The organism is Thiobacillus thioparus DSM 505, assembly GCF_000373385.1.
GTDB classification, from domain to species: domain Bacteria; phylum Pseudomonadota; class Gammaproteobacteria; order Burkholderiales; family Thiobacillaceae; genus Thiobacillus; species Thiobacillus thioparus.
The window spans coordinates 44750-61447 of sequence record NZ_KB891328.1 but is presented as its reverse complement, the minus strand read 5'-3'; the positions used below and the strand labels follow the sequence as shown (position 1 = coordinate 61447).

General features: G+C 64.9%; 11 protein-coding genes and 1 riboswitch. Of the genes, 3 read left to right on the top strand and 8 right to left on the bottom strand.

Features of this window, described 5'->3' with window-relative positions:
• The first annotated feature begins 195 nt into the window (after window positions 1–195).
• Complete coding sequence (locus tag B058_RS0110845; RefSeq protein WP_245539295.1) at window positions 196–3939, top strand: DUF1631 family protein; 3744 nt, start codon at window positions 196–198, stop codon at window positions 3937–3939.
• Between the two features lie 568 nt (window positions 3940–4507).
• On the opposite strand, the gene tldD is transcribed toward B058_RS0110845, so the two are convergent.
• The 5 genes from tldD to B058_RS0110820 form a co-directional block, all read right to left on the bottom strand.
• Window positions 4508–5980, bottom strand: a complete 1473-nt coding sequence (gene tldD, locus B058_RS0110840) for a metalloprotease TldD (protein ID WP_018508509.1) — start codon at window positions 5978–5980, stop codon at window positions 4508–4510.
• A 14-nt stretch (window positions 5981–5994) separates the two neighbouring features.
• On the bottom strand, window positions 5995–6960 hold the full coding sequence (locus B058_RS0110835; RefSeq protein WP_026240848.1) for a carbon-nitrogen hydrolase family protein: 966 nt from the start codon (window positions 6958–6960) through the stop codon (window positions 5995–5997).
• A gap of 15 nt (window positions 6961–6975) precedes the next feature.
• Window positions 6976–10764: a YhdP family protein gene (locus tag B058_RS0110830; protein ID WP_018508507.1), complete on the bottom strand. Its 3789-nt coding sequence runs from the start codon at window positions 10762–10764 to the stop codon at window positions 6976–6978.
• Between the two features lie 80 nt (window positions 10765–10844).
• On the bottom strand, window positions 10845–11243 hold the full coding sequence (locus B058_RS0110825; RefSeq protein ID WP_018508506.1) for an RNA-binding S4 domain-containing protein: 399 nt from the start codon (window positions 11241–11243) through the stop codon (window positions 10845–10847).
• Window positions 11233–12138 carry a LysR family transcriptional regulator gene (locus tag B058_RS0110820; protein ID WP_018508505.1) on the bottom strand — a complete coding sequence of 302 codons (906 nt, stop codon included), beginning with the start codon at window positions 12136–12138 and terminating at the stop codon, window positions 11233–11235. The genes B058_RS0110825 and B058_RS0110820 overlap by 11 nt, the downstream gene beginning before the upstream one ends.
• A gap of 112 nt (window positions 12139–12250) precedes the next feature.
• Between B058_RS0110820 and B058_RS0110815 the strand changes: the two genes are divergently transcribed.
• Entirely contained in the window at window positions 12251–12949 is a 699-nt protein-coding gene (locus B058_RS0110815; protein ID WP_018508504.1) for a pirin family protein, read from the top strand.
• Window positions 12950–13018: 69 nt separating this feature from the next.
• A complete protein-coding gene (locus tag B058_RS0110810) occupies window positions 13019–13600 on the top strand; it encodes an NADPH-dependent FMN reductase (protein ID WP_018508503.1) in 582 nt (193 codons plus the stop codon).
• A gap of 51 nt (window positions 13601–13651) precedes the next feature.
• Here the strand turns inward: B058_RS0110810 and B058_RS0110805 are convergent, their stop codons facing one another.
• From B058_RS0110805 to acs, 3 genes are all read right to left on the bottom strand, one after another.
• Window positions 13652–13870, bottom strand: a complete 219-nt coding sequence (locus B058_RS0110805) for a hypothetical protein (protein WP_018508502.1) — start codon at window positions 13868–13870, stop codon at window positions 13652–13654.
• Between the two features lie 61 nt (window positions 13871–13931).
• Window positions 13932–14023, bottom strand: a riboswitch (cyclic di-GMP riboswitch).
• Window positions 14024–14192: 169 nt separating this feature from the next.
• Window positions 14193–14582 (bottom strand): hypothetical protein, encoded by a 390-nt coding sequence (locus tag B058_RS0110800; protein ID WP_018508501.1) that lies wholly within the window; start codon window positions 14580–14582, stop codon window positions 14193–14195.
• A gap of 107 nt (window positions 14583–14689) precedes the next feature.
• Entirely contained in the window at window positions 14690–16657 is a 1968-nt protein-coding gene (gene acs, locus B058_RS0110795; RefSeq protein WP_018508500.1) for an acetate--CoA ligase, read from the bottom strand.
• Window positions 16658–16698 lie beyond the last annotated feature (41 nt).

The following is a 16698-nucleotide window of genomic DNA, read 5'->3' as shown; positions in this document are numbered from 1 at the left end:
AAGGCGTTGCTGCTCATCTCAGCGCCTCCCGACCGCCTGCGGCGTGGGATAAAAGCGGCTAAAAAAAGAACTTTGCGGCACAATTCATGCATGGGAGTCTACCAAAATCAGGCGGAGTCCGCCAAGTGCCTTCCAGCCCGGCCGGGCCGTTAGTATTGAGCAAATGGGGAAAAACCAAGGGAAAGTGTGGAAATGATGGCTAACGCGACAGATAACCAACATACCGGGCAGGAATTGCGGCGCGACCGGCGCTTCCAAGTCTCACAGGCCGCCATTATCACGCAACCGGGATACACGGAAATCGCCTGCGAGATTCGCGATTTCTGCCAGGGCGGCCTGTTTCTCAAGTTCACCAACCCGGAAGCGGCGATCACTGCGCTGGCCAAGCGCGCCGATGCCGCGGTGGAAATCGTCTTCACCCCGGTGTCGATCAGTACGACCCAGACCTTCCGCGTGCCTGCACAACTCAAGCGCCTGAGCCCGCTCGGGGTCGGGGTTGCGTTTGCCCGCCAGCCGGTCGACGCGCTGCGTGCACTGCAAAGGCTGCGCATGGCAGGACACCGGCAAAAACTGGCTGCCTTGCCGACCTCCGCTGCATACCCTCATCTGCGCGAAGCCAGTACCACCCTGCTGAGCGAGACCCTGTTCCAGGTGCACGACCAGATCATGCGTGTACTGGGCGACAAACTGAGCGCCGCGGCCGTACAGGCATCCGGCATTGCCGAACACAGCGGCCTGCTGAGCGCCGTACATGAATTCGCCAATCACGGCCCGGCCGTGCAGACCCGTTTTGTGCAAGGCGTGCTCGATGCGCTTAAACAGGCGCGGCCGGTCCAGACCCAGGCTACCCGCGACACCATGGACGGCGGATTGGCGCTGGTCGACGAACTGGATTTCGAAGACTGGCTTGCCACCTCAAGCGAGGCCAACAAGCTGGAAGAACAGTTCCGCGAACAGCTTTCGGACATCGAGCCTCGTATCGGCCAGCTGTTCGGTTTCGCCTGCGATCACAACAACAACCCCTTCGGCCCGGCGGTCATCGGCCATGCCTACCGTGGCGCATTGCAGGACGTGCCGGTGCTGGCCAAGGCACGCCAGGTCGCCTACGCCACGCTGCGCGACGTGTTGACCGAGTTGCTGGCGCCGTTGTATGCCGAACTGCTGGCCCTGTTGCCCGTTTCGCAGGCCGAGGTCGAGCGCCATAAACCTGCCGTGTCGCCGCAGCACGCCGCCCCGGTCAGCGCCGACGCGTCGGCCCTCGCGCAGCCTGAAGGCCTGGCATCGCCGCCTTCCATTCAACCGCGCGGCACACTCAATCGTCTGGCCGGCTCGTTGCTGGACTTTTTCCGCGGCCAGCCGACCGCGCCTGGCTCCGCGCCCCCTACGGGCGCAACGGGCACCCCCGCCGCAGGCGGTGCCATGCCAGGTTATGCCCCGCAACCGCAGGGAATGCCAGCGGCCGCGGGCGGCGGCGCGGCCGGCCAGGCCATGATGCCCGGCACACCCGGCATCGCCCACTCTCCGGTACTGCAGCGTCTGGCCGCCGCCGGCGCCCTGCCGCCGGCCGTCACCCATGAAATGCAGCGCTCGGTCGACATGTTCGGCGCGCTGTTCGACACCATGCATGCCGAGAAATCGGTCAGCGAAGGCATGCGGCCGTTTTTCCAGCAACTGGAAACCAGCCTCATCAAGCTGGCGATGGCCGATCCGGAATTCCTCGCCTCGCCTGCCCACCCGGCACACAAGGTACTGAACACCCTCGACCGCATCAGCATGGTGGCCGGCGACGACGGCAAGATTACGGACGCGCGTCTGCTACGGCTGATGAGCCGTTGGACCGATCGCATCAACGCCGAGGCCGACAAGAATCCGGGGGTGTTCGAGGAAGCGCGCACCCAGTTGGAACGCGTGGTCAAGCCGCTGCTGCATGAGCGTGCCGCGCGCGTGTTCCGCCTGCAGGAAATGTGCGAAGGCCGCCAGCGCGCCGAGGTCATCAAGCAGCGCATCCTGCGCGATCTGCTGAAGCGGCTGGAGAACGAGCGGGCGGTGCCGAATGCCGTCATCGAACTGCTGAACGGCGGCTGGCGCAATGTACTGCTGATCGCCGAGATGCGCCACGGCATCGACAGCGACGAAGCGCGCGAGGCCTGGCAGGTGTTGCAGCAGCTGTGTACCTGGCTGGGTACGGACCAGACCGAGCCGCCCACGACCGCCCAGATTCAAACCCTGCTGCAGCAAATCGACCAGGCCCTGACTCAGGTATGCGCCGACAAATTCGCCCAGGACCGCATCGTCGATCAGCTCGCGACCGCGCTGTTCGACGAAGGCAAATCGCAACATCAGCGCACTTCGGTCGCCGCACGCCTTGACGACGCGGCCAGCGAGCCGCTCTCCGAGGCGCAGGACAACCTGGCCGAACGCCTGCGCGTCGGCGACTGGCTGCAGTTCAAGTCGCTCGACGCCCCGCTCAACCTGATCTGGATCGGCGACCAGCCGCCGGTGTATGTCTTCGCCAATTACCGCGGCATCAAGAAGCTCGACCTCAAGCGCCAGGATCTGCTGCAGTCTCTGGAAGACGGCGAAGCGCAGTGGACCGAGGATCTGGAATTGCCATTGATGGATCGTTCCTACAGCGCAATGATCCAGAAAATGCAGCGCGACCTGCTGTGGCAGGCATCCCACGATCCCGCCACCGGACTCGCCAATCGCAAGAGCTTCTTCCGTTCCATCCGCCGCAACTGGCTGCGCAGCCAGACGGCCGACAGCGGCTACGCCATCGGCGTGATCCAGTTCGACATCAGCAAACCCACGGGCGAAACCGCCGGCGTCGAGATCCGCACGCCCATCCTGCGCGATTACGCCCAGATCATGCCCACGCTGTTGTCGCCCAATGCGCTGCTTGCACGCTCCGGCGAATCCGGCATTGCGTTCTGGATCGAGGCGGCCGGTCAGGCCTCGGCCCAGGCGCAGACCGAAGCCCTGCTGCACGCCCTGACCGCCCACCCCCTGGAAATCAACGGCACCCGCTACCGCGTGCAACCTGCGGCTGGTCTAGCCTGGGCGCGCGACTGCATCACTCCCGAGATCTACTACGACAACGCCAATGCCGCCTGCGCGCGCGCGCGCGAGTCTGACGTGTCCGTCGTCCAATACGACAGCGAAGCGGACGAGAGCGGTGTGCTGGCGCTGGCCGAATGGGCACACGAGCTGACCGCCATCCTCGCCAACAACCAGCTCAGCCTCAATTGCCAGCCGGTGGCCGCCGCGGCCGATGCCGCGCGGACCCCGCTGTATTACGAAGTACTGTTACATCCCACCGCAGAAGGCGAACGCAGCATCGCCACGCGCGACCTGATCGCCGTGGCCGAACGCCTGCAACGCATCACCGAGATCGACCGCTGGGTGGTGCGTCATGTCCTGCAGTGGATGCGTGCCCACAGCGACGCACTCGCCCGGATCGGCGGCCTGTCGATCAACCTGTCCGGACAATCGGTCACCAATCCGCTGTTCCTGAAATACCTGCAGGCCGAGCTGGCGCGCGGCGACCTCCCTGGCAACAAGCTCATCTTCGAGATCAGCGAGGCCGACGCCGTCGAAGGCCACGCACAGACCCAGTTATTCATGCGCCAATTGCAGCGCCACGGTTGCCGCTTCACCCTCGATGAGTTTGGCGCCGGCAACAGCTCCTACACCAGCCTGAAGAGCATGAAGCTGGATTACCTGAAGATCGACCGTGCGCTGGTGCGCGAAATCGGCACCAGCATGATCGACGAGGCGCTGGTGCGCTCGATTCTTGAAACCGGCAGCTTCCTCGGGATCAAGACGGTGGCGGGATTTGTCGAGAACGAAGAGGCGTTGGCCAAGCTGGCGGAGATGGGGGTGGATTGTGTGCAGGGGTATTTGATTGGGGAGCCGAGGGCGTTGGCGACGCTGGCCTGAGGCTAGCTTTCAGCACCCTTCGCCCTGAGCTTGTCGAAGGGCTGTCAACTGTAGCCGGGGACCTCGCAAGACTACTGACCCTTGGCCGGGGGTAGCCCGGCAGCTAGTCACTTTTCTTGTCTCGCCACGAAAAGTAACCAAAAGAAGGCGCCCCCGACATCCCCGAATTCCCGAAAACCGAACCCGCCGGACGGGCGGCGAAGAACTCGCCCGCCTTGCTGTTTTTAACTTGTTTTTTGTGGGCAGGGCTCAAACACCTTCGCCGCTGATCCGCCCGGCAGGCTCAACTTTCGGCGGGGCTGTAAGGGGAGGAAAGTCAAAACCAGGATGGTGATGACGGGACGTTTTGCGTGTTTGTGTTACGGCACGTCATTCAGTGTTTTTTTAACTAACTGCCACCATCCCCACACAACCAACCCTGCAGCACCGGCTACCAAAGGTAGCATGTATCGCCCGCCAGTTAGCCCGAACAACCAAAGAAAGCCAGCGATTAAACCAAGCAGAAGTAATGCAACCGAGGTCGCACCAATTACATCTGCTTCCACTATTGCTTTTATTCTCATCGAGTTTACGCCGTTCCACCCACCGTCAACCCATCGATCCGCAGCGTCGGCTGGCCCACACCGACCGGCACACTCTGCCCTTCCTTGCCGCAGGTCCCTACGCCCGAATCCATCTCCATGTCGTTGCCGATCATGCTCACACGCGTCAGCACCTCGGGCCCGTTGCCGATCAAGGTCGCGCCTTTCACCGGGTAGGTGATCTTGCCGTCCTCGATCATGTAGGCCTCGGCGGCGGAGAAGACGAACTTGCCGCTGGTGATGTCGACCTGGCCGCCGCCGAAGTTGACGGCGTAGAGGCCGTTCTTCACGGAGGCGATGATTTCGTGGGGATTCTTGTCGCCGCCGAGCATGAGAGTGTTGGTCATGCGCGGCATGGTGAGGTGCGCATACGATTCGCGTCGCGCGTTGCCGGTGACCGGCATGCCCATCAATCTCGCGTTCATCATGTCCTGCATGTAGCCGGTGAGGATGCCGTCTTCGATCAACACGGTGCGCTGGGTCGGGTTGCCTTCGTCGTCGACGTTCAAGGAACCGCGGCGTAGCGGGATGGTGCCGTCGTCGATGACCGTGACGCCTGGCGCGGCCACTCTTTCACCAATGCGACCAGAGAACGCCGAGCTGCCCTTGCGGTTGAAGTCGCCTTCCAACCCATGACCGATCGCTTCGTGCAGCAGGATGCCGGGCCAGCCGGCGCCGAGGACGACGGTCATGCTGCCGGCGGGCGCGGGGCGGGCGTCGAGGTTGACCATGGCCTGGTGCACGGCCTGGCGCGCGTATTTTTCGAGGATGTCGTCGGTGAAGTAGCTGTAGTCGAAGCGGCCGCCGCCGCCGCCGGAGCCCTGCTCGCGGCGGCCGTCCTGTTCGGCGATGACCTGCAGCGACAGGCGCACCAGCGGGCGCACGTCGGCGGCCAGATGGCCGTCTGAACGCGCGATGAAGATGACTTCGTATTCGGAGGCGAGGCTCGCCATCACCTGGATGACGCGCGGATCCATGGCGCGCGCCTTCTTCTCCAGCCGCTCCAGCAGTGCGACCTTGTCGGCGTCGGCCAGCGAGACCAGCGGATCGACGGCGTTATACAACACGCGGCCTTCGCCGCGCTGCACCATGCCGAAGCTTCGGTTCTGCCCAGCACGCGCAATCGCACGGGTAGCATCGGCGGCGGCGCCGAGCGCATCGAGGCTGATGTCGTCGGAATAGGCGAACGCGGTCTTCTCGCCCGAGATTGCGCGCACGCCGACGCCCTGGTCGATGTTGAAGCTGCCGGATTTGACCTGGCCTTCTTCCAGGCTCCAGCCTTCGGAACGCGAGTACTGGAAATACAGGTCGGCGTAGTCGACGTCGTGCGTCAGCAGGCGTCCGAATACCGGGGCGAGCTTGTCGGCGTCGAGTCCGTTCGGCGTCAGCAGCGTGGCCTCGGCGGAATGGAACAGCTGCTCGGCGGTCTGGAGGGGTACGAAGGCGTCGGTTGGGTTCATGGCGATGTCCTGAATTATTTGACGGCGGTCTCGCCCCCGGTCGGGGACACGCGCTTGGCCGGCACCCGGCGTTCCACCACATCGACTTCGATTTGCTGACACTGGATGAAGCGGTGTTTGAGCGCGGGCAGGCTCTTGCGCAGACTGGCCTGGTAAGCCGGGTTGAGGTTGGCGATGACGACGCCCGAACCGCGCGGCAGACGGTCGAGCACCACGCCCCACGGGTCGACGATCATGCTGTCGCCGTGGGTTTCACGGCCCGACAGGTGGTAGCCGCCCTGCGCCGGCGCGATCACGTAGGCGAGGTTCTCGATCGCGCGTGCGCGGATCAGGGTCTCGAAGTGCGCGCGGCCGGTGGTGGCGGTGAACGCCGACGGCACCACGATGATGTCGACGTCCGGCATGGCGCGATACAGCTCGGGGAAGCGCAGGTCGTAGCAGACCGACAGGCCGATGCGGCCGAACGGACTGTTGATGACGACGACCTTGTCGCCCGGCTCGATCAGCTTGGCTTCCTGGTAGTGCTCGTTGCCGAGGTCGAGGCCGAACAGGTGGATCTTGTCGTAGCGCGCCACCAGCTTGCCACGCTCGTCGTACACCAGGCAGCTGTTGCGCACCTTGTTCGCCGTGCTGGCCTCCAGCGGCACCGAACCGCCGATCAGCCAGATATGGTGTTTCTTCGCCGTGCGCGCGAGGAATGCCTGGATCGGGCCGTGGCCTTCGACCTCGCGTACCTTCACCACATCGGCGTCCTTCATCCCCATGATGCAGAAAAACTCCGGCAGCACGATCATGCGCGCGCCCGCCTCGACTGCCAGCTCGATGAGACGTTCGGCTTCGGCCAGGTTGGCAGGCACATTCGGGCCCGACGCCATCTGGATGGCCGCCACGCGCACGGTGCCCGCCTGCGGGGCCGGCTTCTTGACTTGCGCCCCACGGGAGCGGGCAACGGCGGTTTTAACGGGTTTTTTTGTTGGCATGGTCGGATTCCACAATCAGGGTTCGGTCACTTGATTATCAGGTTTGGCCTTCGCTTTGGACAGCCGCTGGACATCGGGGGCCTGCCACACGCCGGTCACCATGTATTCCTGGCTGATGACTTCCTCGATCGGATCGCGCAGCAGTTTCTGCGCGGCCAGCGCCCCCACCCCGGCCAATGGTCCGCCGAGCAGGGCACCGGCCACGGCCACGCCTTCGGACAGCTTCGGAATCACTTTCACCCGCAACTGCACGGTTTCCTGGTTGAGGTCGGCCAGGCCGGACATGTTGACCTTGGCGGCCGGCCCGCGCATCTTGAAGTCGTCGCTGTAGACGACGCCGCGCGCAATGCGCAGCGTGGCGCCGATGTCGTCGAAGGCATAGCCTTCATTGAAGATATCACGGAAATCGAAGTTCAGCCGGCGCGGCAGCGATTGCAGGCTCAGCACGCCAAGCAGTTTCCCGGCGCCGGGATCGATCTTGAGGAACTGCCCGCCCTTGGCCTTGAAGTCGAGCTGTCCGGCCAGCGTGGCCAGCGCGAAATCCGCCGGCGAGCCTTCCCAGGTGGCGCTGCCCTGGATCTCCGCGGTCCCGCGTTTGAGCGTATCGGGATAACCGAAGCGCGCCAGCATCTTGCCCGCATCGAACACGTTCAGGCTCAGGTCGGCTCGGGTTTCGCCCGGGCCGCTGTCGCGCCACAGGCCGTTCATGCGGAACACGCTGTCGGGGTGCGTCAGTTGCAGATTGTCGATCACCAGCCCTTGCGGCGTACCGTGCGCCATGGCTTCCAGCCGCCCCAGCGCATGGTCCTGCAAACGGAAATCCTCCACCGTCAGATCCAGCACCGGGAAGTCCGACGCCTTCATGTTGCTGCCGGTTTCCGGCCCGCCAGCCGGTAGCCGGGCCGGAATGGTCAACTGCCTGAACTGCGCCGAGACCCGCGCGGGTTGATTGCCCGCCGGACGGTAGATCAGTACGCCGTTCAGGCCGGCGCCGCTCACCTGGGCGCGCAACAAACCGCCGCGATTGCGCCCCTGCAGGCGGACCTCCTGGTAACGCCGCCCCATCAGGTCGAGCGCGTCGAAACTCAGATCGATCGCCGACAACGACAAGGATTCGCCACTTTCGCCACCGGGCAGCAGATCCATCCAGCCCGAAATATCCAGGCCGCGTCCGCTGCCCGCCAGGCGCAGTCCCGGCTCGCCGGGCATCACGGCACGTCCGCCGAAGCGGATCTCGCCCCGGTCGAATTGTCCTTCGGCGGTGCTGCGCCAGGCCGCCCCCACGATCCTGCCAAGCTGCACCTCGCGCAATTGGCCGCTGGCTTGCGGCTGGCTGGTCACCACCAGCGGCAGCGGTTGCGCAGCCGTTTTTTCCAGCGGCGCCGGCAGGCTGCTGCCCAACCCCGTCAGGTCGGACTCGATGCGAACGCGCTCGCCCGTCGGCTCCAGGTCGATCTGCCCACGCCAGGCTGTCTGCCCCGACACCTGATCCTTCCAGGCCGTGCCCAGCCACGATGTCAGGCCCGCTGCAGTGGCGCGCCCCTGCGCCAGGATCTGGACCTGGCCGGATCGGGTTTGCGTGTCGATGCGCAGCGGGCCGCCGAGAAACTGCGCGGTGATGTTCTTGGCGGCCAGGCTGTCCCCGGTGAAATCGATATCGCCGCGCGTCTGGTCGAGCCGCGGCAGGCCCGGCGGCAACAGCGTATCGCCCAGAAACGACAAACGGCCGACCAGCGTCGTATCGTGGCTGCGGCGGAGCGGCACCTGCAGGCTCAGGGCGAGTTTCATCGGCCCGCTGCCGTCCAGTGCGGCCGTGAAACCGTGCAACCGCCCGCCGACCGGACTGGTATTGGCAAAGCGGATGAAATCCTGGATCGGCCCGCTGGCCTGGCCATCGATGTGCAATTGCTCGTCGTGATGCAGCAGGTCCGGGATCACGGCCTTCACCGGCGCCAGGGCCACGCCGTATATCCGCGCCTGGCTGGAGGTGACCTCCATGGTCCGGCCCTGAAACAGCAACCGCCCCTGGATGCCTTCGATGCGCGGCCAGCCCGGCACGTAATCAATGACCGCATCCTTCACCTGTGCGTCGACCCGGAACACGCCATCGCCCGAGTCGAAGGGGAAATGCGTCAGGTCGCCTTTCAGGTTCAACTGCACGTCATCCGAACGCCCGGCCACGACGCCCCGCTTCACCCATTCGACCGTATGGTCGCCGATGTGCTTTGGCAGGTAGCGGTACACCGCCGTACCGTCTGCACGACTCAGATGCACCGTCAGGTCGACGAGGCCGCGCTGGCCGGGGATCAGTTCGTAGTAGCCCTTCGCCGTCCCCGCCATGTCCGGATTGGCGAAGGCCATGTCGGTCAAGGTCAGGCGGCGGCCGTGTGGCGTCTTTTGCCACTTGCCGCGCGCATGCACGCTGTCGATCGCGAACGAGGGTTCGCGGAAGAGGTCGGGCAGTCCCAACGTCATCTGCTGCGAATCGATCTCGAACACGCCTGCGCGCGCATCGCCCTCGATGCGCCCGCTCAGATTGGACAGGCCCGGCTGGTTGTCGACCGCGGCCACGCCCAGGCCGCTGAAACGGGCCGTCATGCTGAAATTGTCCAGCCCTGGCTGCGCGCCGGTCCAGCCAAACCGCAACAGGTCGAAGCGGCCTTGCGGCTGCAGGGCTTGGAGACGCGCGCGCAGGCCCGCATCCATCGGCAGGCTTGGCAGCAGCGATTGCCAGCCGCCCAGGCTGAACGCCTGGGCCGTGATTTCGTGCGACGTGCCGCCCCACGACAGGCCCGCATTGAACGGCGCACCGAGGACGGCACCCGGGCGTGCCACGCGCAGTTTGTCGAAGGCCACGCGATATCCGTCGGGACCGTGCTGCCACTGGGCTTGGCCGCGCACCTGTGCCAGCCGCACCGGCGGCAGATCATCGCCCAGCTTCGCCTCGATGTCATGCAGTTCGAGTCCGGCCGTCACGCCGGCCAGCGCACCGCGCGCCACTTCGAACTGCATGTTCAGCGCGCCCCGGCCCTGTTGCGGTTGGTACGGCAGCGCCAGCCAGGCGGCAAGGCGCGGAAATGACACGCCCGCCACGTTCGCATCAACAGTGCCGTTCCAGCTCTTGAGATCGTCCACCTGGCGCGCGCGCAGTTTCGCCACGATCTGTACCGGCCGCGCCAGGCTGGCCGGGGGAATGGCGCGCAATTGCAGGCGATGCGCCCAGCGCACATTGGTCAGCGTGAAGTCGACCGCCGTCAGGGTGAGTGGCGGCGCTTCGCGGACCTCGTCGATCCAGGTGAGCGTGGCGCTGCCGGCATGGACCTGTCCCTGCCGCAGCAGCCAGCTGGAAAATCCGCTGTCGGGTGCGGCCGGATTGATCGGGATGCCGCCAACGTAGAAATGGCCGTCGCGTGCACGCCGCACCCCGAGTACAAGACCTTGCAGTTCGATGCGCGTGAAACGCGGCTCCAGGAACAGCAGCGAACGCCAGGCAAATGCGGCTTCGAGTTCAGGCAGGTAGAGCGCCGGATGGCCTTGCCGGTCGTACAGGCGCACACCGTGCAGACGGAATTCCGGGCGTGCCTGCTGCCATACGCCCGACACTTCTTCCAGCGTCACCCGCTGCCCCAGCGCACGCGACATGAGGTCGGCGACCGTATCGCGATGCGCTGCAATATTCGGCAACACCCAGAAGAACATCAAGGCCACTGCCGTTGCAAAGCCCACGGCGGCCAGCGCCGTCAGCGCTGCCAGCCAGCGCGAAGCGCGGCGCAGGAACAGGGACAAGGCGGGGGAAACGGTCATAAAAATACAGTTCTCGGACCCGCTGATTCTATGCGCTTAGCCGTGTTTTGCGGCGGCAACATCCCGGTAAATTCCGGGTTTCATTCGTCCGTGAAACGATGAATCTGCCGCCGGTCGCGCTTGGTGGGCCGTCCCTTGATGGTGGCGGCCGGATTGGTCGCCAGCTTGCGGTCGCTGGCCTGCTGCTGACGGCGCGCCTGGCTGGCGGGGTCCTCCTGGTACAGCGCCTGCGCCACCGGCGCCGGGCCGCGTTGCATGGCCAGCGCCCGAACCGTCAGCGTCCAGTCGATCTCGCCGAGATGGATATCCAGCCGGTCGCCGGGTTTGACGTCGCGTGCGGGCTTGACCCGCTCGCCGTTCAATTTCACCCGCCCGTTGTCGATCGCCTGGGTGGCCAGGCTGCGGGTCTTGAAGAAACGCGCGGCCCACAGCCATTTGTCGAGCCGCATCCTGTCGAGCGGCACCTTCTCAGTCGGCATCGACCACTCCCGCGAATACCTCGGGCTTCGCCAGCGCCCGCATGAACCAGTCGAGCGCCCGCCCGGCCTCGCCGCTGCGCCAGGCCAGATGCAGGGTCTCGCGCGGATTGCCGCCCTCCCACTCGCAACGCACCAGGCGGCCGGCCGCCACCTCGCGCTCGGCCAGCCAGCGCGGCAGCGAGCCCACGCCCAGCCCGGCCTGCTGGGCGGCCAGCTTGCCCGGCAGATCGGCCATGGTCAGACGCGACTGCTGCGCCAGCCAGCCCGCGCTGCGCAGCGGCAGATTGCGCGCGGTGTCGGCGATCACCACCGCGCGATGCGCCGCGATGTCAGTTTGTGTCAACGGTTTTCCGAGGCCCGCAAGCGGATGCTGCGGCGCCACGCAGAACACGAATTCGATGCTGCCCAGCGGACGGCTGCGGATGCCGCTGCCGGCAGGCGCATCGCCGCCCGCGATCGCCAGGTCGGCACAGCCGGATGCCAGCGCATCCCAGCTGCCTGCCAGCACTTCGTGGCGCAGCCTGATCTCGGTCGACCGGCCCTGGCGATAAAACGCATCCAGCACCGGCAGCAGCGGGGCGACGGGGAGAATGCCTTCCACCGCCAGGGTGAACTGCGGCTCCCAGCCGCCCGCCACCTGCCGCGTCTTGTTCTCCAGTGCATGGGCCGCACCCAGCAGCGCCCGGCCTTCTTCCAGCAAGAGGCGTCCCGCCGGCGTGAAGCGCGCGCGATGGCCGGAACGGTCGAACAGCAGCGCATCGAGCTCGGCCTCGATCTGCTGCACGGCATACGTCAGCGAGGACGGCGCCCGTCCCAGTTCCTCGGCCGCGCGTGCGAACGAACCTTTGCGATCGATGGCGTCGAGGATGGACAGCGCCTCCAGGGTCAGCGGCATGTTCGAACCATTCGAATGAGTTGATCGAATTGTGCCGGTTTTACTCGCGGAAAACCACGCCTATAGTCACGCCATCGCCTGAACATCAACCCAACTGACAGGAGCGCGCATCATGCTGACCGTACGCAAATCATCCGAACGCGGCCACGCCAATCATGGCTGGCTCGACAGCTTTCACACCTTCTCGTTTTCGAACTATCGCGATCCCAACTGGATGGGCTTCGGTCCGCTGCGCGTGATCAACGACGACCGCATCGCGCCCGGCGCGGGTTTCCCGACGCACAGCCACCAGGACATGGAAATCGTCACCTGGGTCTTGGCGGGCGCACTCGAACACAAGGACTCGCTCGGCAACGGCGGCGTGATCCGCCCCGGCGAATTGCAGCGCATGCGCGCCGGACACGGCATCGCCCACAGCGAATACAACGCGTCGGCCAGCGAACCGGTGCATCTGCTGCAAATCTGGATCGAGCCGGACGCCTACGGCCTGGAGCCGGGCTACGAACAGATCGCCTTTGCCCCCGAAAGCCTGCAGGGCCAGCTCCGCCTGATCGCCTCGAACGATGGCCGCGACGGCTCGGTGACGATCCATCAGGACGCTGCCCTTCATGCAGGCCGGCTGGCGACGGGCGATCGCGTCACCTTGAATGTGGCGGCGGGGCGGCAAGCCTGGCTGCATATCGCAACCGGTCGGGTCAAGGTGCAGGGTTATCCGCTGGAAGCCGGGGATGCGGTGGCGATCCGCTTCGAATCCGCGGTCGACATCGAGGCGCTGGAACCCAGCGAACTGATCAGCTTCGATCTTCCCTGACCCCCTCGGGGCTTCGACCACCTGGCCGGCCCCGATACAATCACTCACTTTTTGATGCAAGGACATGTCATGCCCAAGATTCTCGCTTTTTCCGGCAGCATCCGCCGCGAGTCCTGGAACCGGAAACTCATCCGGGTTGCGGTGGACGCGACCCGTGCCGCGGGCGGCGACGTCACCCTGATCGACCTGGCCGATTATCCGCTGCCGCTCTATAACGGCGACCTTGAGGAACGCGACGGCCTGCCAGACAATGCACAGCGCTTGAAGGCCTTGTTCAAGGAACACGATGCCCTGCTGATCGCCAGCCCGGAATACAACAGCTCGATGCCGCCGCTGCTGAAAAACACGCTCGACTGGGTGTCGCGCGAATGGCAGGGCGAATCGGGCCTGGTGCCCTACCAGAACAAGGTCGCCGCCATCCTTGCTGCCACGCCCGGCACCTTCGGCGGCATGCGCATGCTGCCGCACCTGCGCCAGGTCCTCAATACACTGGGCGTGCTGGTGCTGCCCGGCCAGTTCTCGCTGGCCCACGCCGACGCCGCATTCGACCCTGAGAACGGGGCGCTGAAATCGCCTGCACGACTGCACACGCTGGTGGTGGAACTGGTGAAGACCACGACGGCGCTCGCGCGCACGGCAGACCGGCCATAAAAAAGCGCCCCGAAGGGCGCTGGCTTCTGCAGAGCAAAGCGTATGGCCCGGTCAGCCTCCGGCGATCGGGCCGGCCGGATGGCCGAGGGCGAGTACGGCGCCGGAACCCCCCGCCTGGAGTGCGTGGATCGGCGCGGCATGGCTGAATCCGGCATAGCATGAGAGGGCGGCCGCCACAGCCAGGCACAGGACGAATCCCGGTGCACTGCCTGTTCGGTAGCAACGGCGATTGTCGGTGGAGCGGACGGGGAACGGGCATTGATGCGACATAGGACCTCCTGGTTCAACACTGCACCTGAATCGGGCAACGCCGCATGCCATCAACTTGAAATCTGGCAGCCCCGCTATCTTGACCCGGATGCAGCCCGAACCAGACCGGAGGCTTTGCGTCCCCGCCTCGCGACGGGTTTGCCCTTGTACGACTTATCTACAGTAACGACGAAATATCGGCAGACTTTAGGACGAGCGCCTAAAATAATTCCCCTATTTATCAGCCGGTTGAGAAAAACAGTCACCCACAGCCTGGCCCATGAACGACGAAGCCCCCTTTCGGGGGCCCGGTAACGGTGCAGTAAACAGCTTTCCGACAGCCTTATTGCGACAGCATCCTGTCTTTTGCCACAAAGTACTTGCGGGCAAAGGCCACGAGTTGGCCATCGCCGGGATGATCGACGGTTTCGACTCCCACAACTTTTTGCACGACGTCATGATCGTGCGCATGGATGTGCTTGATGAGTTCGAGCTTGGCATGCCCCGGCCCGACGATCAGGATTTCCGCGGCGCCGCTCAAGGCCTCCACGACATCGTGGTAGTACTGCTGGTCCTCGGGCTGGCGGCTGCCGCTGACCGAGCCACGCTTGCGCTGCAGATGGCGCGGCGGGTTGACGGGATGGATCACCGATTTCTCGACATCGTCCGGGCTGACGTGCATGACACGCGCCTCGTTGTGATCGAGCCAGACAACTGCATGATAGTGCGACATGACATTCCTTTCAGGTTAATCGAATGGACAAATCCTTAATTAAAAAATAGGCCAAGGCTGTGCGACTGCAACCGGCCGGCCCTGCCGACGCGGTGGCCGGCGCCCGTCTACCTGACCGCTTCCTTCAGCTGATCCAGGATCGCCGGGTTCTCCAGGGTGGAGACGTCCTGGGTGATTTCCTCGCCCTTGGCGATCGCACGCAGCAGGCGGCGCATGATCTTGCCGGAACTGGTCTTGGGCAGGTTGTCGCCGAAGCGGATTTCGTCGGGCTTGGCGATCGGGCCGATTTCCTTGCCCACCCAGTCGCGCAGTTCGGCGGCAATCTTCTTCGCTTCCTCACCGACCGGCCGCGTGCCCTTCAACACCACATACGCCACCACCGCTTCGCCCTTGATGTCGTGCGGGCGCCCCACCACGGCAGCCTCGGCGACGCGCAGATTGGAGACCAGCGCGGATTCGATTTCCATGGTACCGAGACGGTGCCCGGACACGTTCAGCACGTCGTCGATGCGGCCCATGATCCAGAAATAGCCGTTGGCGTCGCGGTGCGCCGAGTCGCCGGCAAGATAGGTCTTGCCGCCGAGTTCCTCCGGGAAATAGGTCTTGACGAAGCGGTCCGGATCGCCCCATAGGGTGCGCAGCTGCGACGGGAAGGGGCGCTGGATCACCAGGTAGCCGCCCTGCCCTTTCCCGACCGGATGGCCGTGTTCGTCGGTGATCGCGGCCATGATGCCGGGCAGCGGCAGGGTGCAGGAACCCGGCTTGGTCGGCACCGCGCCGGGCAACGGCGAAATCATATGGGAGCCGGTCTCGGTCTGCCACCAGGTGTCGACGATGGGGCAGCGGCCGCCGCCGATGACCTGGTGGTACCACATCCAGGCTTCCGGGTTGATCGGCTCGCCAACCGTTCCCAGCAGGCGCAGCGAAGAGAGATCGTACTGTGCCGGCAGGTCGGACCCGAGCTTGATCAGGCTGCGGATCGCGGTGGGCGCGGTGTAGAAAGTGGTGACCTTGTGCTTGGCGACGGTCTCCCAGAAGCGCCCGGCATGCGGGAAGGTGGGAATACCCTCGAAGATCACTTCGGTCATGCCCAGTGCCAGCGGGCCGTAGGCGACGTAGGTGTGGCCGGTGATCCAGCCGACGTCTGCAGTGCACCAGTAGACGTCGTTTTCTGGCTTGGCGTCGAACACCCACAGCATCGACAGGATGCCGCCAAGCAGATAGCCGCCGGTGGAATGCTGCACGCCCTTGGGCTTGCCGGTCGAGCCGGAGGTATAGAGGATGAACAGCGGATGCTCGGCCGACACCCACACCGGCTCGCAGGTCTCGGCCTGGGTCTGGGCCAGTTCATGCCACCACAGGTCGCGCGTGCCCCAGTTGACTGCGCCGCCGGAACGGCGATACACCACCACGCGCTCGACGCAGGAAGTGTCGCCCATCGCCAGCGCCTCGTCGACCGCACGCTTCAGCGGCACGGCCTTGCCGCCGCGCAGCGATTCGTCGGCAGTCACGATCAGCTTGGCCTTGGCGTCCTCGATGCGCTCGAACAGGCTCTTGGCGGAAAAGCCGCCGAACACCACCGAATGGATCGCCCCGATGCGCGCGCACGCCTGCATCGCCACCACCGCTTCGATGCTCATCGGCATGTAGACGATCACACGGTCGCCCTTTTCCACGCCGAGCGACTTCAGGCCGTTGGCGAACTGGCACACACGGGCATGCAGCTCTGTGTAGGTGACCTTCGTCACGCTGCCGTCGTCGGCCTCGAAAATCAACGCAGTCTTGCCGCCTCGGGTCGCCAGATGGCGATCGAGGCAGTTGTAGGACACGTTCAGTTCGCCGTCGTCGAACCATTTGTAGAACGGTGCCTTCGATTCGTCGAGCACGTGGGTGAACGGCGTTTTCCAGGCAATATGCTGGCGCGCCAGATCGGCCCAGAACCCCTCGTAGTCGGTTTCTGCCTGGCGGCACAACGCCTCGTAGGCGGCCATGCCGGATATATTCGCCTGCTTGACGAACGCATCCGCTGGCGGGAAAACACGGGTTTCGGTCAAAATCGACTCGATGGCTGCCATACAGTCTCTCCACTGATAAAGTGTTGCGATAACCCCAGATT